This is a genomic window from Ruegeria sp. HKCCSP346, from assembly GCF_017872595.1.
Taxonomy (GTDB): domain Bacteria; phylum Pseudomonadota; class Alphaproteobacteria; order Rhodobacterales; family Rhodobacteraceae; genus Ruegeria.
Genome location: NZ_JAEDOT010000001.1, coordinates 1,008,091 through 1,031,014, shown reverse-complemented (window position 1 = coordinate 1,031,014; position 22,924 = coordinate 1,008,091). Strand labels below are relative to the sequence as shown.

General features: G+C 58.8%; 20 protein-coding genes. 11 read left to right on the top strand and 9 right to left on the bottom strand.

All coding sequences use genetic code 11. The features are described from left to right. Positions 1-86 precede the first annotated feature (86 nt). Positions 87-1,292, top strand: coding sequence for a helix-turn-helix domain-containing protein (locus I9185_RS05145; RefSeq protein WP_171723080.1), 1,206 nt, complete (start codon positions 87-89; stop codon positions 1,290-1,292). Positions 1,293-1,363: 71 nt separating this feature from the next. After that, on the top strand, positions 1,364-2,485 hold the full coding sequence (ispG, locus tag I9185_RS05140) for a flavodoxin-dependent (E)-4-hydroxy-3-methylbut-2-enyl-diphosphate synthase (protein ID WP_171723081.1): 1,122 nt from the start codon (positions 1,364-1,366) through the stop codon (positions 2,483-2,485). Positions 2,486-2,503: 18 nt separating this feature from the next. Here ispG and I9185_RS05135 read toward each other — a convergent pair whose 3' ends face one another. From I9185_RS05135 to I9185_RS05125, 3 genes are read right to left on the bottom strand one after another with little or no spacing between them, the layout of a single operon-like run. Then, positions 2,504-3,574 (bottom strand): agmatine deiminase family protein, encoded by a 1,071-nt coding sequence (locus tag I9185_RS05135; RefSeq protein WP_210092489.1) that lies wholly within the window; start codon positions 3,572-3,574, stop codon positions 2,504-2,506. A 24-nt stretch (positions 3,575-3,598) separates the two neighbouring features. Beyond that, the gene (locus I9185_RS05130; RefSeq protein WP_171631767.1) at positions 3,599-4,357 is read right to left on the bottom strand and encodes a DsbA family protein; all 759 of its coding nucleotides are present in this window, start codon (positions 4,355-4,357) and stop codon (positions 3,599-3,601) included. Then, positions 4,354-5,736 carry a M48 family metalloprotease gene (locus tag I9185_RS05125; protein ID WP_210092488.1) on the bottom strand — a complete coding sequence of 461 codons (1,383 nt, stop codon included), beginning with the start codon at positions 5,734-5,736 and terminating at the stop codon, positions 4,354-4,356. Before I9185_RS05125 ends, I9185_RS05130 begins: the two co-directional genes overlap by 4 nt. On the opposite strand from I9185_RS05125, the gene I9185_RS05120 reads away from it, so the two are divergent. The 3 genes from I9185_RS05120 (at position 5,735) to I9185_RS05110 (ending at position 10,769) form a co-directional block, all read left to right on the top strand. Then, positions 5,735-6,898 (top strand): aminotransferase class I/II-fold pyridoxal phosphate-dependent enzyme, encoded by a 1,164-nt coding sequence (locus I9185_RS05120; protein WP_210092487.1) that lies wholly within the window; start codon positions 5,735-5,737, stop codon positions 6,896-6,898. The genes I9185_RS05125 and I9185_RS05120 overlap by 2 nt on opposite strands. Positions 6,899-6,964: 66 nt before the next feature. Continuing rightward, positions 6,965-8,185: an N-acetylmuramoyl-L-alanine amidase gene (locus I9185_RS05115; protein WP_210092486.1), complete on the top strand. Its 1,221-nt coding sequence runs from the start codon at positions 6,965-6,967 to the stop codon at positions 8,183-8,185. Positions 8,186-8,279: 94 nt separating this feature from the next. Beyond that, entirely contained in the window at positions 8,280-10,769 is a 2,490-nt protein-coding gene (locus I9185_RS05110; RefSeq protein ID WP_210092485.1) for a PBP1A family penicillin-binding protein, read from the top strand. Here the strand turns inward: I9185_RS05110 and I9185_RS05105 are convergent. Then, positions 10,763-11,209: an aminoglycoside phosphotransferase family protein gene (locus I9185_RS05105; protein ID WP_348539712.1), complete on the bottom strand. Its 447-nt coding sequence runs from the start codon at positions 11,207-11,209 to the stop codon at positions 10,763-10,765. The genes I9185_RS05110 and I9185_RS05105 overlap by 7 nt on opposite strands. A 45-nt stretch (positions 11,210-11,254) precedes the next feature. Here I9185_RS05105 and prfB point away from each other — a divergent pair, with 45 nt between their 5' ends. From prfB to I9185_RS05085, 4 genes are all read left to right on the top strand, one after another. Beyond that, positions 11,255-12,382, top strand: coding sequence for a peptide chain release factor 2 (gene prfB / locus I9185_RS05100; RefSeq protein ID WP_171723086.1), 1,128 nt, complete (start codon positions 11,255-11,257; stop codon positions 12,380-12,382). Position 12,383: 1 nt separating this feature from the next. Further along, a complete protein-coding gene (locus I9185_RS05095; protein WP_348539711.1) occupies positions 12,384-13,088 on the top strand; it encodes a M50 family metallopeptidase in 705 nt (234 codons plus the stop codon). Positions 13,089-13,191: 103 nt separating this feature from the next. Beyond that, the gene (locus I9185_RS05090) at positions 13,192-14,592 is read left to right on the top strand and encodes an amidase (protein ID WP_210092804.1); all 1,401 of its coding nucleotides are present in this window, start codon (positions 13,192-13,194) and stop codon (positions 14,590-14,592) included. A 26-nt stretch (positions 14,593-14,618) separates the two neighbouring features. Next, entirely contained in the window at positions 14,619-15,404 is a 786-nt protein-coding gene (locus tag I9185_RS05085; protein WP_171723087.1) for a DUF2189 domain-containing protein, read from the top strand. 9 nt (positions 15,405-15,413) lie between these two features. Here the strand turns inward: I9185_RS05085 and I9185_RS05080 are convergent, their stop codons facing one another. From I9185_RS05080 to I9185_RS05070, 3 genes are all read right to left on the bottom strand, one after another. Beyond that, positions 15,414-16,133: a helix-turn-helix transcriptional regulator gene (locus I9185_RS05080; protein WP_171631791.1), complete on the bottom strand. Its 720-nt coding sequence runs from the start codon at positions 16,131-16,133 to the stop codon at positions 15,414-15,416. 314 nt (positions 16,134-16,447) lie between these two features. After that, positions 16,448-17,008 carry an acetolactate synthase small subunit gene (gene ilvN / locus I9185_RS05075; RefSeq protein ID WP_171631799.1) on the bottom strand — a complete coding sequence of 187 codons (561 nt, stop codon included), beginning with the start codon at positions 17,006-17,008 and terminating at the stop codon, positions 16,448-16,450. Between the two features lie 69 nt (positions 17,009-17,077). Further along, on the bottom strand, positions 17,078-18,829 hold the full coding sequence (locus tag I9185_RS05070; protein WP_171631802.1) for an acetolactate synthase 3 large subunit: 1,752 nt from the start codon (positions 18,827-18,829) through the stop codon (positions 17,078-17,080). A 422-nt stretch (positions 18,830-19,251) separates the two neighbouring features. On the opposite strand from I9185_RS05070, the gene I9185_RS05065 reads away from it, so the two are divergent. Together I9185_RS05065 and I9185_RS05060 are read left to right on the top strand one after the other, a co-directional pair. Then, entirely contained in the window at positions 19,252-20,097 is an 846-nt protein-coding gene (locus tag I9185_RS05065) for a hypothetical protein (protein WP_210092483.1), read from the top strand. Positions 20,098-20,144: 47 nt separating this feature from the next. Then, entirely contained in the window at positions 20,145-20,516 is a 372-nt protein-coding gene (locus I9185_RS05060; protein WP_152458269.1) for a VOC family protein, read from the top strand. A 95-nt stretch (positions 20,517-20,611) separates the two neighbouring features. Here I9185_RS05060 and I9185_RS05055 read toward each other — a convergent pair whose 3' ends face one another. Both I9185_RS05055 and I9185_RS05050 read right to left on the bottom strand, forming a co-directional pair. Beyond that, positions 20,612-21,259 (bottom strand): response regulator transcription factor, encoded by a 648-nt coding sequence (locus I9185_RS05055; RefSeq protein WP_171631808.1) that lies wholly within the window; start codon positions 21,257-21,259, stop codon positions 20,612-20,614. Further along, entirely contained in the window at positions 21,256-22,689 is a 1,434-nt protein-coding gene (locus I9185_RS05050; protein ID WP_210092803.1) for a cache domain-containing protein, read from the bottom strand. Before I9185_RS05050 ends, I9185_RS05055 begins: the two co-directional genes overlap by 4 nt. Positions 22,690-22,924: the final 235 nt, after the last annotated feature.

The following is a 22,924-nucleotide window of genomic DNA, read 5'->3' as shown; positions in this document are numbered from 1 at the left end:
ACGCTAACAAAACGAGTAGACGAATCATTCTGGGGATGATTCGCCACTTACGCGAAATACGCGACAGGCAGAATGGGGCAGCAGGGATGATTGGGCGCAGATCTCAGCGCGAATCCGAAGAGGACGTAGATGTCAGACCAAAAGGGTTTGACGACTACGAAGTTCGCCTAGGCGACAAGATGCGTGGTGAACGCGCAACGATGGGCAAATCTCTTCTGGATGTTCAGCGCGAGCTGCGGATCAAAGCCAACTATATCGCTGCAATTGAAAACGCCGACCCCGATGCGTTTGATACACCCGGCTTTATCGCCGGGTATGTGCGTTCCTATGCGCGCTATCTGGGGATGAACCCTGATGAGACCTTCGCGTCTTTCTGCAAGGAAAGCGGATTTGAGGTTGCGCATGGCATGTCCGCAGAGGCCTCGGTGGTGCGGAAACCTTCGGGGGCTCTGCCTGCGCGCGGCCCGATGGGGCGGGATCCGTTCATTTCGCCCAATACGCCCTATATTCCGGGCAAGGAGTCTCTGGTCAGCCAGATTGAACCTCGCGCAATCGGCTCGTCGCTGGTTTTGATCGCGGTGATCGGTGGCATCGGCTATGGCGGTTGGTCTGTTTTGAACAAGATTCAGCAAGTTCAGGTCAGCCCGGTTGAACAGGCACCGGTGGTTCTGTCTGATCTGGATCCGCTGGATGCGGCGCGCAGCAACGTGTCAGATCATGTTGCGGAAGTGGCAAGCGCCGAAGCATTGGACCGTCTCTATCGTCCGCAGGCGCTGGATGTTCCGGTGCTGGTTGCGCGGGATGCTCCGATCTCAACGCTTGATCCGCGCGAGGTTGGAACCTTCCGCCCGCCCGAATTGCCGCAGTTCGAAGTGGCTGAACTGCACACGGTCGAAAAACCGGCCCTGCCGCAAGTGGTCGAACAGATCGATACCACGCTAAAGATCGTGGCGGTTGATCCGGCATGGATGCGCGTGACGGCTGCGGATGGCAGCGTCATTTTCGAAGGTACACTGGGAACCGTCGAGCAAGGCAGTGTATTCGAAGTGCCCCTGACGGAAGAACCGCCGACATTGCGTGCGGGCGCGTCAGGATCGGTATATTTCGCGATGAACGGTGAACATTACGGCCCGGCGGGTGCTCCGGGAACGGTCGCCAAGGGTGTTGTTCTGTCGAAAGACGCCGTGTCCGAGGCCTATGCCGTCGCCGATCTGGAGGCGGAACAGAACAGTGCGCTCAAGCAACTGGTGGCGGAACTGCAAACCGAGGCGACAGAAACGCCCGCCGAGTGATCTAGCCATTGCGATAACCCTGTTGCCGAACTATCTACAGTCGCAACTCAGGCAGACGCGGATCCGTCCTTATGTCCCTCAATCACGTGCGCCCATGGCGCGACATCTATCGTCGTAAATCCCGTCAAATCATGGTCGGCAACGTCCCCGTCGGTGGCGATGCACCCATTGCCGTTCAAACCATGACCAACACGCTGACCACCGATGTGGCGGCGACCGTGGCGCAGGTACAGGCGGCGGCTGAGGCTGGCGCTGACATCGTTCGCGTTTCGGTTCCTGATGAGGCGTCGTCCAAGGCATTGAAAGAGATCGTGCGCGAAAGCCCGGTGCCCATCGTTGCGGATATTCATTTCCACTATCGGCGCGGGATCGAGGCCGCCGAAGCAGGCGCTGCCTGTCTGCGCATCAATCCCGGCAATATCGGAGACGAAACCCGTGTAAAAGAAGTCATCCAGGCGGCGCGCGACCACAACTGCTCGATCCGCATCGGCGTGAACGCGGGCAGCCTGGAAAAGCACCTGCTTGAGAAATATGGCGAGCCGTGCCCCGAAGCGATGGTCGAAAGCGGGCTGGAACATATCCGCATCCTTCAGGACAATGATTTTCACGAGTTCAAGATCAGCGTAAAGGCCAGCGACGTGTTCCTGTCGGCCGCGGCTTATCAGGGCATTGCCGAGGCGACGGATGCCCCCATCCATCTGGGCATTACCGAGGCCGGAGGGCTGGTCAGCGGCACGATCAAATCGGCCATCGGGCTAGGCAACCTGCTGTGGATGGGGATTGGCGACACGATCCGCGTCAGCCTGTCTGCTGACCCGGTGGAAGAGGTCAAGGTCGGGTTTGAAATCCTCAAATCCCTTGGCCTGCGTCATCGGGGTGTCAATATCATCTCGTGCCCATCCTGCGCGCGACAGGGTTTTGATGTCATCAAAACCGTCGAGGCGCTGGAACATCGCCTTGAACACATCAAGACGCCGATGTCCCTGTCGATCATCGGCTGCGTGGTCAACGGCCCGGGCGAAGCGCTGATGACCGATGTTGGTTTCACCGGCGGCGGTGCAGGGTCCGGCATGGTCTATCTGGCCGGCAAAGCCAGCCACAAAATGTCGAACGACCAGATGATCGATCACATCGTGGAAGAGGTCGAGAAAAAGGCGGCAGAACTGGATGCGGCGGCTGAAGCGGCTGAATAGCCTGTTTCTTCACGACATTTAAAAACCGGGCATCTGTTGTGTAGCGCAATGGATGCCGCCACCCAGCTCTCCCAGCACATCCACGTCAAGCGTCACGACTTCACGCCCGGGGTGGTGTTTTGCAAGCGTTTCCGACGCGATCCTGTCTGTTTCCGAGTCTCCGAACCGGGCCGCAATCACACCGCCATTGCAGACGTAGTAATTGGCATAAGAGTCCACGAAATCCAGGTTTTCGACCCGGCGGATATGCGGCTCGGGTATCACGTCCATGTCGATGCCCGCGGCAATGAGACGATCATGGGTGTCCAACGCGGCCATGTGGAAAGGATCATCTTTGTGCGGTTCATCCGGCAAGTTGATGATGCCGCGACCGGGGCCGGTAAACCGGGCCAGACTGTCAATGTGATAGTCGGTGATGTCTTCGCCCCAGACACCTTCGGACCAGATCATGCGTTTGGCCCCAAAGGCCGCCAACAACCGGGCTTCGATCTCGTCCCGGGTGAGGCCGGGATTGCGGTTGTCATTCACCCACGAGCTTTCATGCGCCATAAGTGTCCCATGCCCATCCTGCTCGACGCCACCGGCTTCGCCGATCAGCCCGGTCGGCAACAGGGGCAGACCCAGCCTTTCGGCCACTCTGCCGGCAATTTTCGCATCATGTGCGTGAACCTGTTTTCCTCCCCACCCATTGAACTGGATCTGCTGGACCGCAAGCGCGCCACGGTCGTTGATCGCAAAGACCGGGCCTGCGTCCCGGCACCACAGATCTTCGGTCGGGACATCCCAGATCTCGACCGCCGCAGAAAGCCGTTTGCTGATATCTGCGTGATGTTCCGATCCGGCGAGCATTGTGACGGGTTCAAAAAAAGAGATCGTGTTTGCGATTTCCGCAATGGTCCCCTGTACCATTTCCAGAAAAACGGGATCGCGATAGACGGTTCTGCTGACCGGCCATTGCATGAAAGTGCAATGATGCCGGGCGTCTTCGGCCGGCACGCGGAAGCCGGTCGCGGGCTGCGCAATAGACTGGCCAGAGAAACCCGTCATACCCAACGCTCCTCCGGCCACCAGAAATTCCCGCCGCTTCATGGCACGTTGCCGACAGATCCGGCCTTAGCCGCGTTCGGCACGTATACCGTTAACGATCTGCTGCATCTGATCGGCTGGCAAATAGCCACGCAGCATCTCTGTGCCCAACACAAACGAAGGTGTGCCCGAGATCTGCATCCGCTGGGCCAGAGCACGGGTGCGCGCAATCTCATCCGTGACGCGATCGCTGTCCATCGCCGCGATGATCTCGTCGCTGTTCAGCCCCAAACCGTCCGAGATGCGGCGTAGGGCAACTTCGCTTGGCTCGCCGGTGAATTCCAGCAGAGCATCATGGACCTGCTTGTATGCGTCGTCGCCCGCCACGTGTTTGGTGGCCACGGCAAAACGTGAGGACAGCACAGACGCATCACCCAGGATGGGGAATTCCTTGATCACAAGGCGGATGTTGCCGTCTTCTGCCAGCAGGCTGGTAACTTCGGGAACGGCACGGCGGCAATAGCCACACCGGTAGTCCATGAACTCGACCAGCGTGATGTCGCCATCCGGGTTGCCGCCAACCCAGCTGTACCCGTCATCAAACAGTTCATCCGCATTGGCGGCGACCAGTTCTTTGTCCGCCGCGGCTTCGGCGACGGCATTGCGCTCTTCCAGAATGTTGATGGCTTCGATGATCACTTCGGGGTTTTCCAGCAGGTATTCGCGCACCTGGGCACCAAATTCCGCCTTCTCGGCATCGTTCATCGCGTTCAAGTCCAGCGCCTGCGCCGAGGTCGCCGCCAAGGAAAGCCCCAGAAGGGCGGGTGCAGCATGTCTGAGGATCATTTCCGTTTCCTTTTGTCTTTGTCGAGTCGTTCCGATGCAATCAACACGTCTTGTGCCCTTTGCCAACCCGGTGAGCCTTCGGGCAGACGTGCCACGGCGCGTTTTGCGTGAATTCCGGCATCTTTCAACCGCCCTTGCAGCGCATAACGCTCTGCCGTCACGGTCGACGCCATACCATCATTGCCGACCTGAGCATAGGCAACACCCAGATCCTGCAACAGCCTGGCGTTCCGGTAGTCCCGGGCGCGGGCTTTTTCCAGCACGCTCAGGGCCTGTTTGGTTTGGCCCTGCGCCAGCAACGCCCGCCCGTAGCCAGCCAGGATCAGCGCATCGTTCGGAGCCATTTCAACAGCGTTCCCATACGCTTCAACAGCCGCGCCTATTTGCCTGTTTTCCAGCAGAATTTGCCCTTTTAGGTCATAATAGTAGGGGTCGTTCGGGCGCAGAGTCAGGGCCTTGTCGATGGCACCACGCGCGCGATCCAAATCACGGTTCTGATGATAAGCCGAAGCCTCGCGCATCAGGCGGATGTCCAGGGCGGTTTCTTCTTTGGCGCGCCGTAATGTCCAACTGGGTGAGCGTAAAAAGGCCGACAATTTGCCTTTGACGCGGGCGAACCAGTAGTCGGCGTTGGCATTCGGAACGGCCTTGTCGCCGAACTCATCCAGAAACGCTTCGGCGGCGCGCAACCGTTCACGACTGGTGGGATGCGACCGCATGTACGGGTCCTGATTGGCGACGCTCAGCAACTCCTGACCCGCGAATTTCCTGTGCAGATCAACCATGCCGCTGGGGGAAATCTGAGCCCATCGCAGATAGCTTGCAGCGCTTCGGTCGGCCGAGGCCTCTTCGGCGCGGGTATGGCCCAGAAAGCTGCGGATTGCGGCGCCTTGGGTGCCTGCGGCGATGCCAATGGCGGCTTCCCCCCCTCCGGCCGCAGCCGCAAGCAGGGCCAAAGCGGTGCCAAGGCCCGCATTGCGCCGCGCCGCCTTCAGGTTTTCGGCGCGGCGGGCCAGATGGCCGTTCGCAATATGCGCGGCCTCATGCGCGATCACCGCTTGCAGCATTTCGGGGCTTTCGACCGTAAGGATCAGCCCGTAATTCAAATAGATGGCGTTGTAGTCGATGACGAATGCATTGAACGTGTTGTCATTGACCACAAGGATTTGAACCCGATTGGTGTTCAGACCGGCGGCGCGCAGAACCGGAAAGGCCAGCTCGCGCAGGCCACGCTCGATATCGGGGTCGCGGATCAGGCTTTGCCCATGGGATTGCGTTGCAACCGCCAGCCAGACACCAACCGACAGGATCAGAGCCGGGATTGACGTCAGCAGGGATACGCGTTCAAAAGCCATGGCTGCAACATGGGAGATGGGCATGAGAAACTCAACCCGGTCCGGGGTCGATCCCTTCATCGTGATGGACGTGATGGAAGCCGCGCGCCGTGCGGAAGAAGCGGGCCGCCATGTGATTCACATGGAGGTTGGCCAGCCCGGAACCGGCGCCCCCAAGGGCGCGACCGAGGCGCTGGCGAAGGCGATGGATCAAAGCCCGTTGGGCTATACGGTGTCTCTCGGCTTGCCTGCGCTGCGAAAGCGTGTCGCGCAGCTTTATGGTGAGTGGTACGATGTGGACCTGAACCCGGGGCGCGTGGTCATCACGCCCGGATCGTCCGGCGGGTTTCTGCTGGCTTTCACGGCATTGTTCGACAGCGGGGATCGCGTCGGAATCGGTGCGCCGGGGTATCCGTCTTATCGCCAGATTCTCAGGGCACTTGGATTGTTGCCGGTCGATCTGCCGACCGCGCCTGAAAACCGTCTGCAACCCGTGGCAGCGGATATTCAGGGAATGGGCCTGAAGGGGCTGATGGTGGCGTCTCCGGCGAATCCTACCGGCACGATGCTGGATCACGCCGCCATGGGGTCGCTGATCGAAGCCGCACACGGGCAGGGGGCATCCTTCATCAGCGACGAAATCTATCATGGTCTGGAATACGAGGCCAAGGCCGTAACCGCACTGGAACTGACGGATGAGTGCTATGTGATCAACTCGTTTTCCAAGTATTTCTCGATGACCGGTTGGCGCGTGGGCTGGATGGTCGTGCCCGAGGATCAGGTGCGCGTTGTCGAGCGGATAGCCCAGAACATGTTCATTTGCGCGCCGCACGCCAGTCAGGTTGCCGCACTGGCCGCGATGGATTGCGAGGACGAGCTGCAAGCCAATCTGGACGTGTACCGCCGAAACCGCGCGCTGATGCTGGACGGGCTGCCCAAGGCGGGCTTTACGAAAATCGCGCCTCCGGACGGGGCTTTCTATGTCTATGCCGACGTGTCTGACCTGACCGATGACAGCCGCGCATTTGCGGCCGAGATTCTGGACAAGGCCGGTGTTGCGGTCACGCCGGGTCTGGATTTCGATCCGCAACGCGGCCATACGACGTTGCGTTTTTCCTATGCGCGTTCGACGGCCGACATTCAGGACGGGCTGGAACGGTTGCGCTTGTTCATGACCCAGCGGAAGGTGATCGGGGAACCTGCCTGAGCCGTTCACAAATCAGCCCTTGTGGTATAGGCTGCCCGGCAAACGATCTCGGGAAAACTTGAGGCCATGAGCAGGATCTTCATTTGCATCGCCCTGATCTGGGCGTTGTGCGGCAGTGCCGTCGCGCAGGATTTCAGCGCGCTGGCACGCGTTCAGCCCGACCAGAGCCGCATCACGGATGTGGGGCGAACCGGCGTTCGCGTGGATATCGGCCTGAGCCAGGGGGTGCCGTACCGGATCTTCACCTTGCAGGATCCGTACCGGATGGTTCTGGACTTCAACGAAGTGGACTGGACCGGGCTGAACCGAACGGATTTCCTGCAATCCGAACGCGTCAGCGGCGTGCAATTCGGGGCCTATGTTCCGGGTTGGTCGCGGTTGGTGTTGGAACTGGGCGCTCCGATGGCCGTAGACACTGCCGAGTTGACGGTTGCCGAGGATTCGGGGGCGGCTCTGCTGTCTCTGAGCCTCAAGGGCACGGATTTTGATACGTTCAACGCAACCGCAGGTGCGCCGCGCAACCCGGGATGGGACTTGCCGGAGCCGGCTGATGTGCCGCAGGCATCGGCGCGCTCGGCAGACAGGCCGTTGCGCGTAATGCTCGATCCGGGGCATGGCGGGATCGATCCGGGTGCCGAAATCGATGGCGTTGATGAAAAAAACCTGATGCTGACCTTTGCCCGCGAACTGCGCGAAGTTCTCTTGCGATCAGAAGGTTATGAGGTGGTCCTGACCCGCGTTGACGACCAGTTCGTCTCGTTGGAGCGCCGGATTGCCCTGGCGCATCGGGCTGGCGCGGATCTGTTCATTTCGTTGCATGCGGATTCCCTGTCGGAAGGTCAGGCCCACGGGGCTGCCGTCTATACCTTGTCTGCCGATGCTTCGGATGTGGCCAGTTCAAAACTGGCCGAGCGGCATGATCGGGGGGATTTGATCTCGGGTATCGATCTGAATGGTGCCGATGATCAGGTGGCCGATGTTCTACTTGATCTGGCGCGCCAGGAAACGATGCCGCGGACCAGGTCACTGGCCAGCGCGATCGCCAATGGGATGGCCCAGCAAGGCGGGCCGATGAACCGCAAACCGCTGCGGACTGCTTCGTTCTCGGTTCTCAAGGCGGCCGATATTCCGTCTGTTTTGGTCGAACTTGGATTTCTGTCCAGCCCCAGAGATCGGGAAAACCTAAGGGATTCGAAGTGGCGGGCGAAAATGGCCTTGGGGATCTTTCAGGGGATCGAAGACTGGCGTCAGCAGGATGTGATCCGCAAATCCCTGATTGGCCAGTGACCTTGCGACGCAAAACGGCTAGAATACGCTTGGTGTTTTGACCCTTGGGCGGTGCAACACTATATAGGCACCACCGCGAGAAAAAGGCAGTAACGTGATCCGGTTCATTCTTTCGTTTTTCGGGGCGATCTTCAGTATCGTTACCTTGGGTATTTTCATGGTCGCACTGGTGATTGGTGCAGTGTTCTGGATGTATGGCCGGGACCTGCCCAGCCACGAGTCCCTGGCCCAGTACAAGCCCCCGACGATCAGCCGGATCTATTCGGGCGAAGGCCAGTTGATCGACGAATTCGCGCAGGAACGCCGCCTGTTCACGCCGTCCGCGGAAATTCCCGATCTGGTGAAACAGGCGTTTATTTCGGCGGAAGACAAGAATTTCTATACCCATCAGGGGTACGACCCACGCGGCATTGTCGCGGCAGGTGTCGAAGCTGTGCGCACCAAAGGCGGAACCGTGCGGGGTGCGTCGACCATTACGCAGCAGGTGATGAAGAACTTCCTGTTGTCGGGCGACCGCCGGGCAGAACGCAAGATCAAGGAAATCATCCTCGCCACACGGCTCGAGGATAGCCTGGACAAGGAGCAGATCCTTGAACTGTACCTGAACGAGATCTTTCTGGGTCAGAACTCGTACGGTGTGACGGCCGCCGCGCAGACCTATTTCAACAAGACCTTGCAGGAACTTGCCCCGCACGAGGCCGCGATGTTGGCCGCGATGCCCAAGGCGCCGTCGGATTACCACCCGGTCCGGGAAAAGGAACGCCTGCTGGCCCGCCGAAACTATGTGCTGCGCGAGATGTACCAGAACGGTTACATCGATCAGGCGACCTATGAGTCCGAGGTCGAGAAGCCGCTGCGCTCGGTTCAGAACGGCGATTTCGAAAGCTTCCGCACCGCATTGCCGCCGCGAGACTACTTCACCGATGAAATCCGACGTCAACTGAGCGAGGACTTTGGTGAAGGTGAGTTCTTTACCGGCGGCTTCACGGTTCGCGCGTCGGTGGACGAGGAAATGCAGGTCGAGGCCGCAAAGGCCCTGCGCACGGCGTTGCAAAAATATGACCGGTCGCGCGGGAAATGGCGTGGCACAGGCGAAGTGATCCCGGAAGAAAAACTGGCGGATGAGGCGCAGTGGCGACAGGCGCTGTCGCTTCTGGAAATTCCACGTGATGTGGTGCTGCCGACCCGCTGGTATCCCGCCGTGGTTCTGAATGTCTCGGATCAGCAACTTACCGTCGGGATCGAAGACGGCCCTGCGAATGGCACCATTCCGCGGTCCGATATCAAGTGGATGCAGGGTGATTTTGCGGCGAACTTCAAACGCGGTGATGTGATCCTTGTTGTCGAGGGCGAAGAGGGGCAGTGGTCTGCCCGTCAGGTGCCCGAAGTTCAGGGCGCCTTTGTGGCGATGGATGTGAACTCGGGCCGCGTTCTGGCGATGCAGGGCGGGTTTTCTTATCAGGACACCGTTTTCAACCGCGCCACGCAGGCACAGCGCCAGCCGGGATCCAGCTTCAAACCCTTTGTCTATGCCGCTGCGCTGGACAGCGGATACAGCCCCGCAACTATCGTTGTGGACGCACCGATCGAGGTGAACACGCCACAGGGCTTGTGGCGGCCCAAGAACTCGTCGAACAAGTTCTACGGGCCGACGCCTTTGCGCACCGGGATCGAGCAGTCGCGGAACCTGATGACCATCCGTCTGGCGCAGGAAGTTACAATGCCCGTCGTTGCCGGCTATGCGGAGCGGTTCGGTGTCTATGACCGGATGGGCGCGTTTTTGGCCAACTCGCTGGGGGCCGAGGAAACCACGCTCTACAAGATGGTCGCGGCATATGCGATGTTCGCCAACGGCGGCCAGCGTGTGGAGCCGACTCTGGTCGACCGCATTCAGGACCGGTTCGGCAAGACCATCTATCGCCACGATGACCGTCAGTGTCTGGACTGTAACTCGACCTGGCTGGAACCGGATGAATCGCCGACCCTTGTCACAGACCGCGCGCAGGTCATGGATGCGATCACCGCCTATCAGCTGACATCGATGATGAAGGGTGTGGTCGACCGCGGGACGGCATCCAGAGTTGTGAATCTGCCTGTGCCAACAGCAGGCAAGACCGGAACCACCAACGAATCCAAGGATGCGTGGTTCATCGGCTTTACGTCGAACATCGTGGCGGGTTGCTACATCGGCTATGATCGACCGCGCCCGATGGGGCGGGGGGCTTATGGTGGTACCTTGTGCGGCCCGGTGTTCCAAAGCTTCATGGAAAAAGCCGTCGAAAAGTATGGCGGCGGGCCATTCAAGGTTCCAGAAGGTGGTCACTTTATCAAAATCGACCGTTTCAGCGGCGCCCGCCTGCCGGATGACGCCACCGGTGACTATGTCGTGGCCGAATTCTTCCGCGACGGTGTCGATGGGTTCATCGACCGTGTTTATGATGGTGGTTTTGCGATTGGTTCCGACCTGCCATTGTTCGAGGAAGCGCAGCGCGCAGGTGTGCAGGTTCAAACCTCCACCGGTCAAACCATCACGGTCGGCCCCAAGGCTACGCAAGGCGATCTGAGTACCGGCGGTCTTTACTGATCGGTCGCGTCCAGAAAAAGGCGCAAAAGGACGGCTTCCGGGTCGTTTTCGATGGTACCGCCGGATCGCCAGCAGATGGACAAGGCGCATTTGGCGGCTGCCCATTGGGCCAGCCGTTTTTCTGAAACCTTCATGGCTTCGGAATAGAGCGACAGGCAGGTTTCGATCTGCCGGGGATTGCGCACCAAATCGGTCATGCCTTTTGGGTGCCGCAGTGCATTTGCCAGCTCAAAGGCCGGATCACTTGCATATCCTTTGGCATCGAAAACCCGCGGGCCATTGTGGGTTAGAACAATGTTGCCCGGGTGAAGATCCCCGTGCAGGGGCACCGGCGTGGGCTGTCTCGGCAACCAGTTCCGGCTGATGCAATTCCCATCGGTCCGGAAACTCTTTGAATGTGCCTTGCATTCACGCCCAGCCCGTCTTGTGGTGTCTCGCACCTCTTGCTATCACGCAGGCCTGATTGAGCAAGTTGGGACAAGACCATGCGCGCCGAAACCCAGAACACTGTGGCGGAAATCGAAAAGTCGCTGGAGCTGCTGGCGCAGCGCATGGACTATGAGACCGCGCCGCATCGCCTTGAGGAATTCAATGCGCGTGTCGAAGATCCCAACCTGTGGGACAATCCCGAAAAGGCGCAGAAACTGATGCGCGAACGGCAGATGCTGGTCGACGCGATCGAAACCTACGAGTCCATCAAAACCGATCTCAGCGACAATATCGAGCTGATTGAGCTGGGCGAGATGGAGGAAGACCAAGAAGTCGTTCAGGATGCCGAAGCCGCGATCAGGACGCTAAAAACCAAGGCCGCGAAGAAAGAGCTTGAGGCGTTGCTGGACGGTGAGGCCGACAGCAACGACACCTTCCTCGAAATCAATTCGGGCGCGGGCGGAACCGAAAGCTGTGACTGGGCGTCGATGTTGGCGCGGATGTATGTGCGCTGGGCCGAGAAGAAAGGCTATACGGTCGAGCTTCAATCCGAAACCCCGGGCGAAGAGGCAGGGATCAAATCCGCTGCGTACAAGATTTCGGGGCACAACGCTTATGGCTGGCTGAAATCCGAAAGCGGCGTGCACCGGCTGGTGCGGATTTCGCCTTTTGACTCGGCGGCCAAGCGGCACACCTCGTTCTGTTCGGTCTGGGTCTATCCCGTGGTCGACGACAATATCGAAATCGAGGTGAACCCCGCCGATATCCGCATCGACACCTACCGGTCATCGGGTGCCGGTGGTCAGCACGTGAACACCACGGACTCGGCTGTTCGGATCACGCACATCCCGACCGGGATTGTTGTAACCAGCTCGGAAAAGTCGCAGCACCAGAACCGCGATATTGCCATGAAAGCCCTGAAATCGCGCCTGTACCAGCAGGAACTGGACCGCCGGAACGCCGACATCAACGCGGCACATGAGGCCAAGGGTGATGCGGGCTGGGGCAACCAGATCCGGTCATATGTTTTGCAGCCCTACCAGATGGTCAAAGACCTGCGGACAAATTACGAGACCTCGGATACCAAGGGTGTTCTGGACGGCGATCTGGACGGCTTCATGGCGGCCACTCTGGCCCTGAACGTGGCGGGCAAGAGCCGCTCCGAGGCCCAGGGCGACAGCTGAGGTGAAGCGTAACAGCCCTTTCCTGAACGTTCTGAAAGGGCATTGGCAGCTTATCCTCATCACGGCCCTGGTGTTTCTGCTTTGGAATACACCGGTTGCGGTTCCACTGAAGATACTGGTCGTCTTTCTGCATGAGTTGTCTCATGCGGTGACGATCTTGATGACGGGCGGCTCGGTCGAGAGCTTTTCGATCTCACCACAACAGGGCGGCGTTGTCGTCGGCCGGGGCGGCAATCGCTTTCTCAGCCTGTCTGCCGGGTATCTTGGTTCCCTCGCGCTGGGCATGGCCCTTTTGATCCTTGCCTTGCGAACACGGGCCGACCGCGCCGTTCTGGCGGGTTTTGGCGGCGTCATGTGTCTGGTGGCGGTGCTGTATATCCGCGACCCGTTCGCCCTTGTTTTTAGCCTCGGAACCGGGGCTGCGATGATTGCTGCGGCGTGGTATCTGCGCCCGGATGTAAGCGATCTGGTGCTGCGCGTGATCGGATTGACCAGCATGATCTATGTCCCTTTCGACATCTTCGATGACACGATCCGACGGTCCGGCGCGCGGTCGGATGCATTCATGCTGGCCGAGGAATTCGGTGGCTCTGCCATGTTGTGGGGCGGGATCTGGCTGGTGCTCAGCTGCATCGTGATCGTTCTTTGCCTGCGCTACTGGTTTGGGGCTGACAGCAACCTGCATTTTCGCAGATCAGCGCGCTGACATTGCCGTCTGGGACGACGCTGAAAAGATACATTTAAACAGTGGGTTTAAATGATCTGAACTGCCCGCTAGGCTGCCGGAAACGACAATGGATTGGCGCGTCATGGACCTGACCCGGATATCGGCTACAGACCTTTTGAAACAGTTGGCCAACCGGCAGGTTTCAGCCTCGGACGTGATGCAGGCCACGCTGGATCGCATCGCTAAGGTCAATGGTGATGTGAATGCCATCGTCGCATTAAGGGATTCAGATGGTTTGATGGCCGAGGCGAAGGCCTGTGACGACGGCCCGATCACCGGCCCGCTGCACGGTCTTCCAATCGCAGTCAAGGATCTTGTGAACGTGGCGGGTGTCGTCTCGTCGCAAGGATCACCTGTTTTTCAAGACCACGTGCCAGCCAGCGACGATCTGATCGCCGCGCGGATGCGGCAAGCCGGTGCCATCCTGATCGGAAAGACCAATACGCCGGAATTTGGGCTGGGATCGCACACGTTCAATCCGGTCTATGGGGCAACGTGCAACCCTTATGATGCCAATCGTACCTGCGGTGGCTCATCCGGCGGGGCGGCGGTTGCCTTGGCGACGGGCATGGTTGCGCTGGCCGATGGCTCGGACATGATGGGCAGCTTGCGCAACCCTGCTGCCTGGAACAACGTTTATGGCTTTCGGCCAAGCTGGGGCAGGGTGCCTTCCGATCCCGTGGGGGACAGCTTTTTGCACCAGTTGTCGACACTGGGCCCCATGGCGCGCTGCCCCGAAGACCTGGGTGTTCTGCTTGATGTCATCTCGGGTCCGGACCCGCGCTTGCCGCTGGCCGTTGAAAGTGCGCCGGTGTCGCCAGTGACCGCCGCAGAGCTGCAAGGGCTGCGGATCGGGTGGCTTGGCGACTGGGGTGGCGCTTTTCCGACCGAGCCCGGTATTCTTGACATCTGCAAAGACGCGATGGGCGTGTTCGATACGCGTGGCGCGCGGGTTGAGGACGTCGCCCCGCCTTTCGATGCCGAAAAACTCTGGACCAGCTGGATCACCTTGCGGTCGTTCAGCGTGGCCGCCGGGCTGGAACCCTTGGCATCGCAAAAGGAAGACTTGAAAGACACGGCACAATGGGAACTGGATCGGGGTCTGGCACTGAGTGCAATGGAGGTGCACCACGCCAGTGCCATCCGCTCGGAATGGTTCCGCTGCGCAGCGAAGCTGTTCGAACAGTTTGACGCGTTGGTTCTGCCGTCTGCTCAGATCTGGCCGTTTTCGGTTGATTTGTCTTACCCGACAGAGATCGCGGGCCGGGCCATGGATACCTATCACCGATGGATGCATGTCACGATACCGGTCAGCCTGATCGGCCTGCCATGCCTTGCTGCGCCCGCGGGGTTTGGCACGCAGGGGCTGCCGATGGGGTTTCAATTGTTCGGGCCCAAAGGATCGGACCGGAAACTGTTGTCAGTCGGAGCGGCTTACCACGCCGAAACCAATTGGCCAAACAAGAGGCCGGCGATGCCATAACGCCGGTCAGGGAGGAGGAAGACAACATGGAAAAACCCTTTGGTGTTCCGGATATGCGACCGGTCGATACCGCCATGCTGCGTACTGCATTGCAGCGCGCCTGGGCCGACTTTCGCCGCGCACCGCTGTTCGGCCTGATTTTTGCGGGGTTTTACGTACTTTCCGGGTGGGCGATGGCGTGGGTGACAATTCAAACCGGAACAACCTTCTGGCTGGTGCTGGCGGCCATCGGGTTTCCGCTGATCGGTCCGTTCGCCGCTGTTGGTCTGTACGAGGTATCGCACAGGCTGGAACAAGGCGAGCCGCTCGATTTTGGCGCGATCTTCGGGGTCGTGATGCAGCAAAGCCGCAGACAATTGCCCTCGATCTGCGCGATCATAGTTGTCGTGTTTCTTTTCTGGTTTTTTCTGGGGCACATGATCTTTGCCCTGTTCATGGGGTTGGCGACGATGACCAACGTGTCGACCTCGCTTGAGGTGTTTCTGACATTGAATGGCCTGACAATGCTGGCCGTCGGCACGGCCGTCGGGGCGGTTTTTGCAACCGTTCTGTACATGATCACCGTTCTGTCGATCCCTCTGCTGCTGGACCGCGAGCTGGATTTTGTAACGGCCATGATCACCAGCTTTACCTACGTGTCAGAGAACTTTCCGGTGATGCTGGCCTGGGGTGCCTTCATCGCGGTGCTGACATTTCTGGCGATGGTGCCCTGGTTTCTGGGGTTGCTGGTGGTTCTGCCGTTGCTGGGACATGCCAGTTGGCATCTTTACCGGCAGATCACGCAGAACGATGAAGAGGAAACACCAACCTGAGACGGAAGGTTACAGGTTCTGAGCCACGTTGTTCGTCGACAATCGCGCAGCAGCAAAAATGGCCGTCGAGTCGTGCCCAAGGTATTTCAGCACAACGGGTTCGGGCGTTGTCGCATTTGTCGGGCTGATGACCGACCCACGCCAATGAACTGCCGTTCCCGTAGGGTCCGGAGAGATCAGATAGACCCGGCTGTTCTGACCTTCCCGCTGGGAGGTCAGCATATAGACGGTGTCACCGCTTGAGGCTGCTATCCCCTGTATTTCCCGCGCTTTCGGTGTTGCCTCGGGCATTGCCGCGCGCGACACGTAGCCACGGATCAACGTACATTGGGCCAAGGGTCGGGCGTGCAGCAGGGTCATCCGGTGTTCAGCCGAAAGGCTTTCGATTACCGCGTAGAACCCGGGTGAAAACGGGGATTTCTCGATCGCATCCGCACCAGAACCCAAAAACTCTGTCAGGGCCGGAGTTGCGGGGTGTTCTTCGATCTTTTCGATCTCGTCCAGCGGTTTCAGAAGAATGCGGGCATCCACATCGAAGAACCGGCATATACGGTCCAGCACATCCGGTCTGGGAACGCTTTCACCGGAAAGATATCTGTTGAACTGGGTACGGTTTACGCCAAGTTGGCGGCACAGCGCCGAGACCGAGCGATATCGCTTTGCCAATTGCCGAAGGTTCGCACCAAACATTGCGCGAATCTCGGCTGGACTACGAATATCGTCAGTCATGGGTGTCCACGTCTTGCTAAGTTTCCGGAAGAAACCGACAACGCACCGACGCCGAAGCCCGGTGCATATTCAAAAATCGTACAGAATGACCCCAAGCAACGTATCCCCACGTCGCGTTGCGGCGACAAGGCTAACGTTCTCATGTGTAAAGGCAATAGGCTTTATCTGAAAATGCCTGATCTTTTTCTGGAAAAGCCGACCCTATGGCAATTTTAGCGCATTCAGATCGCCAGAGTTGAATTGCAAATCGCCGGCCACCTTAAAAAGTGTTCCCGCCTTGGCTGCAAGACAAGTGCCAAGGCGGGACAGGTTGGTCAATCGCCGCGCAGCAGGGCCGCCACGCCGGTACGCGCGATTTCCATCAGGCCCAGCGGGCGCATCAGGTCAGCAAAAGCGTCGATCTTGTCGGGCGCACCGGTGATTTCGAAGATGAAAGAGTTCAGGGTGCTGTCAACCACATTGGCGCGGAAGATATCGGCCAGACGCAGGGCTTCGACCCGCTTGTCGCCTTCGCCGACGACTTTGATAATGGCCAGTTCGCGTTCAACCGAAGGACCTTCGACCGTCAGGTCATGCACGTCATGGACAGTCACGATCCGGCCCAGCTGCGCCTTGATCTGTTCGATCACCTGCGGTGTGCCTGTGGTGACAATGGTGATGCGGCTCAGGTGTCCTGTGTGATCTACCTCGGCCACGGTAAGGCTTTCGATGTTATAGCCGCGCCCCGAGAACAGTCCGATCACACGGGCCAAGACACCGGGCTCGTTCTCGACCAGCACGGCAATGGTATGGCGTTCCTGCACGTCCGAGAAGGTAGGTCGTAGGTTGTAGGCCGAATGGCGGGTAGCGCCTTTTTTGATATGTAGGGCAGACATTTATGTCCCTTTCATCATCCTTGACAGGTTGAGCGCAGCGCGGCGCTCAACCAAATCCGTCGAATTTTGTTAAACCAGAACCGAGCCTTTGCTGTCGATCACGCCCTGCGTTTCCGCCTCGCCCAACAGCATCTCGTTATGGGCTTTGCCCGACGGGATCATGGGGAAGCAGTTTTCGTGCTTTTCCACCAGACAGTCAAAGATCACCGGACCGTCATAGTTGATCATTTCCATGATCGCGTCGTCCAGATCGGCGGGGTCGGAACACAGGATACCTTTGGCGCCGAACGCCTCGGCGAGTTTCACGAAATCGGGCAGGGCTTCGGACCAGCTGTGCGAATACCGCTCGCCATGCAGCAGTTCCTGCCACTGGCGGACCATGCCAAGGCGTTCGTTGTTCAGGATGAACTGCTTGACCGGCAGGCGGTACTGAACGGCGGTGCCCATTTCCTGCATGTTCATCAGCCATGATGCTTCACCGGCGACGTTGATCACCAGCGCGTCCGGATGTGCCATCTGCACACCGATGGAGGCGGGGAAGCCATAGCCCATCGTGCCCAACCCGCCCGATGTCATCCAGCGGTTGGGGTCTTCGAACCCAAGGTACTGCGCCGCCCACATCTGATGCTGACCCACCTCGGTGGTGATGTAGCGATCATGCTTTTTTGTCAGTTCTTCAAGCCGTTGCAGAGCGTATTGCGGTTTGATCGACTTTTCGCTGTTGGTGAAGGCCAGGCAGTTGATCTTGCGCCATTCGGCGATCTGCGCCTGCCATTTCTTGACGGCTGCCGCATCCGTCTTGCGCCCGCGTGACTTCCACACCTTCAGAATGTCTTCCAGTACATGCGCCACGTCGCCGACAATCGGGATGTCAACGCGGATGACCTTGTTGATCGAAGACGGATCAATGTCGATATGGGCTTTCTTCGACTTTGGAGAGAACGCGTCGATGCGCCCCGTGATCCGGTCGTCGAACCGTGCACCGATGTTGATCATCAGGTCACAGCCATGCATCGCAAGGTTCGCCTCGTAAAGGCCGTGCATCCCCAGCATACCCAACCAGTTTTCGCCCGATGCCGGATAGGCACCCAGACCCATCAGGGTAGATGTGATCGGGAAGCCGGTGGAATCCACCAATTCGCGCAGCAACTGGCTGGCTGCGGGGCCAGAGTTGATGACGCCACCACCCGTATAGAAAACCGGCTTCTTGGCTTTTTCAATGGCTGCAACAAGCTCGTTGATTTCCTCCAAATCGCCTTTCAGCACAGGCTGGTAGTGCGAGGTCGAAGGTTTCGGACTGTTGTATTCACCCGTGGCAAACTGAACATCCTTGGGAATGTCGATCAGTACCGGTCCGGGACGGCCCGACTTGGCCACATGGAAAGCCTCGTGCAACGTTTCGGCCAGCGAATTCGTGTCCTTTACCAGCCAGTTATGTTTGGTGCAGGGGCGGGTGATACCAACGGTGTCGGCCTCTTGAAAGGCATCCGATCCGATCATGAAGGTCGGGACTTGCCCGGTCAGAACAACGATGGGGATCGAATCCAGCAACGCATCGGTCAGACCGGTGACTGCATTGGTGGCACCGGGGCCGGACGTGACAAGCGCAACGCCCGGTTTTCCCGTCGATCGGGCATAACCTTCGGCCGCGTGGATCGCGCCCTGTTCGTGACGCACCAGAATGTGGCGAATGTCGTTTTGCAGAAAGATCTCATCATAGATCGGTAGCACGGCGCCACCGGGGTATCCGAATACCGTGTCCACGCCCTGATCCTTGAGGGCCTGAACCACCATCTTTGCGCCGGTCATCTCACGTGTCATCTGCTTTGCTCCGTTCGCGACATGTGTCTTGCGTTCGACAAAAAAAAGCCCCCGATTTTTCGGAGGCGCATGGGTTCGATTATGGTTTACCGTTACCGGCCCATGCGCGTGGTTCCTACGATTACGACTAGCGTTCTCATCGCCAGAGGCTCCTTTTTGCTTGGGGGCGACATTATGGTCGGGGGGAAGGGGCGTCAACAGACAATTGCACCAATTTTCTATCTCAGCGGCGGTATTTTGCGACATTTTATTGCGCAGATTGCCGCATGTCGGGAATTTCCGGGAATTCGACGTGAAAATTGGCCGTTTTGTGTGCGGATAAGACGGTCTGAAAGCGTCAGGCCGATGTCCGAAACGGGCATGATCATTACTTTTTTCTGCGCCACGCTGAACGTGCAGGGGGCAAAACCCGGAGGCTTGAAATGTTGCAGGACCTGGTTGATCTTGGCCGCTATCCAATCGATCGTCCGGATTCACCGGCTTATGATCAGCTGATCGAGGATTTGAGACGCGAGTTGGAACAGGATGGATGTGCTGTTCTGCCGGGTTTCGTGCACGAGGCAGGGGTCAAACTTCTGGTGCAAGAAGCCGAGGGGGTGGCGCCCAAGGCGCACCGGTCCTTCAACAGAACCAACGCCTATTTCACGAAGGACGACCCAAGGCTTGGCATCGCCCATCCGATCCGCCGGTTCTATGATCGTTCGAACGCCTTTGTTCCGGCCGACAATCTTGCGAAATCCGGCCCGCTGCGGCGCATCTACGAGTTCGACGGCTTTCTTCCCTTTGTCCGCGATGCCCTGAATGAACCCGAAGACCGCTTTTTTCGCTACGATGACCCATTGGCGGACGTGATCATCAATGTCGTGGAAGAAGGGCAGGGCTTTCCCTGGCATTTCGACACCAACAACTACACCGTGACGCTGGCCATCCAGAACGGTGAGACGGGCGGCGCGTTCGAGTACGCGCCCAATCTGCGGACGGCGGAAAATGAAAACTTTGATCTGGTAGCCTCGGTTCTCGATGGGAACATGGGGCGGGTTCGCCGGCTGGAACTGCAGCCGGGGGATTTGCAGATCTTCAAGGGCCGGTATTCACTGCACCGGGTTGCTCCGGTCAGCGGCATGTGCCGTCGTTATGTCGGCATATTTTCCTTTGTCGAGGCTGAAGGCATGTGTGGCGGTGTGGAACGGACGCAGCAATTGTATGGCCGCGTTTTGCCGCATCACTACAAGCGCGCGGGGCTGCGAAAGGATCAATTGCTGGATTGAGTGGTCAACCTCGGTACAATGCATCTGTTTCCTGTCCGGAGAGTCAGATGCCCAAGATTTTGCAGCTTACACCATTTGTGTTGTGCTCGTCCCTGAAGGACCAGATCGACTTCTATTGTGATCGCCTTGGGTTCACCTGTGGGTTCACGCAAGACAATTATGCCTTTTTGAAACGTGGTCCTGTTGCGATCCGCCTTTTGGAGTGCCCGCCGCGGGATGACGGCAAGCCATTGGGTGATGAACACTCCTTCTATATCGATGTTGAAGATATTGATGGGCTTTATGACAGCCTGCGTGACCGATTGGCCGATCTGCCCGAAGGCCGTGTCAGGCCGCCGTTCAATCAGCCCTATAATCAGCGTGAATTCCACGTTCTGGACGAAGACGGGACACTGGTTTTTTTCGGAGAAGGTCTTTGACCCGGCGGGTACCGCTCCCGCCGATCGTCAACACGCCTGCGGCGTGTATCCTCTGGTTGGGCCGGGCAGCGCTGCGCGCTGCGGGCGCGTGCAGATCAGAATCCGACGCCGGTCCCTTGCAGTACGCCATGTTCCAAAGCGTAGCGTGTCAGCCCGGCGGTTGAGGATATGCCGAGTTTGCGCTTTATATTCTTGCGGTGCGTTTCGACCGTCCGCACGGAAATATCCAGCGTTTGCGCAACTTCCTTGTTGGATTTGCCCTGCGCCAGTTCAAGCAGAATGGTCTGTTCACGTCCGGTCAGCGCTTCGCGCACGTTGTCGCCCTTGGGCTTGAGCGATCCGCTGGCGCCGGTGCACAGATACCGTTCACCCCGCATCACCGCATCAATGGCCTGCTTGATCTCTTCAGTGGGAACGTCCTTGAGCACGTAACCTTTGGCACCGTGGCTGAGCGCGGTCGAGATATATTCCGGGCTGTCATGCATCGACAGGATCAGGATGCGCGTTTCCGGCAATCGTTCCAGGATGATTTCCGTGGCGCTGAGACCGCCGAGGCCGGGCATGTTCAGATCCATCAGGATCACATCCGGGGCAAGGTCAACAGCCTGATCCACTGCCGCCTGTCCGCTGCCAAGCGTACCGACAACTTGGATCTCATCATAGCTTTCGAGGATGGACTGGATGCCCTCGGCCACCATTGGATGGTCGTCGACGATAAGAACTCGGATGCTTTCGGCGCTCATGTGCCGGCCTTTCGGTTCGGAGTTGCGTCTTCCTGCGGCGGCAGAAGGTGGCTCAGCGGCAGACTGACTTCGATGACAGTGCCGCCACGCGGTCCGCGTGATGACAGAATGCGCAGGGACCCGTCAAGCTGTTCGATGCGTTCTTGCATGTTGCGCAACCCGATCCCGGTGCTGGGGGTGTTGGGATCGGTCCGCATGCCCCGGCCATTGTCCGTGATCCGCATGGTTGCACCTTTCTTGTGCCCGCGCAGGTCTATCGTAACATGCGTGGCTCCAGAGTGGCGCTCGATATTGGTCAGCGCCTCTTGCGCGATGCGATACAGGGCAATCTTGCTGTCCTGATCCAGCCGGTTGCGGAACACCACGGTAGAGAATTCCGTCTCGATCCCGGTGCGGTCCCGGAAATCGTCGGTCAGAGCTTTCAGCGCTGGCCCAAGACCCAGATCGTCCAGCACGCCGGGGCGCAGGTCGCGACTGATGCGGCGGACCTCGGTGATGGCGGTGCCAAGATGGTCAATCCCTTTGTCCAGCGGATCGCGTGCGCCCGCGTCATCGCCGCGGGACAGGCGGCGCCGCGCGTTGTCCAGCGCATAGCGTACACCGACCAGTATCTGGCTGATGCCGTCATGCAGTTCGCGGGCAACGCGGCCACGTTCCTCTTCCTGGGCATCGAAGACGCGCTGGGTCAGTTCCTTCAGCTTGGCGTCTGCAAGTCTGCGCTCGCGGATGTTCAGCAACATGCCGGATGCGAAAACGATCAGCACCGCCGCCACGACGATCGCGCCGATATACATGAAAGTGCGCTGAACGCGGGCCTCGACTTCGGCCCTTGCATTGGCGACCGTTGCAACGATGTCGTCGATGAAGACCCCGGTTCCCACGACCCAGCGCCAGTCCTGAAGCCCGACGACATAGGCGATCATCTGTGCTTCCTCTCCGGTCGAGGGCTTTTGCCACATGAAGCTGTGCCAACCGGCCCCCTGGCGGGCGAGGCGGATAAACTCGTCAACGATCGGAGTGCCGTCGCTGTCCGTCAGCCCTTCCCAGTTTCGGTTGATGAACTGCGTCTGGCGGGGGCTGACCAGGTTGTTGCCGTCATAATCGTAGACAAAGAAGAACCCATCCTGGCCATAGATCATTGCCGACAGGATTTGGGACACGAGGTTTTTCGCGACCTCGTCATCAGGCTCGGCCCGGCCGTAGATATAGGCGAACCCGTTGCGCGCCTGTGTCACGTAGTTGCGCAACTCTTCCTTCTTGGCTTCGACCAGGCTGCGTTCCAGCGCTTCGATCTCACGCTCGGCGGTCGCGCGGGCCTCGTATGCCACAAGCACGGCAATTGCCGCTACGGCCACGACCAGCGGGATTGCCGCAACCAGTGACAATTTCTGCGCATAGGTCAGCGAGACCAGATGTCGGAGTCTTTGCATGGACGAATCGATACGCAAGCGGCGGCGAAAATGCAAAAAGATTGGGCTTTGTCCGGCAAATACGATGATGATCATCTTAACTGCTGGGCTTCACCGCCCGATTTCTGGTCGAAAAAAGCAAAGAAATCGATTCTCTACGCAGTAGTAGGTATTCCCTTTCACTTCGGCCACATTAGGCTGACGCGCACTGAATGCGACAGGTCCGGTTCTGCCGGACCGTGACTATGAAGGGGAG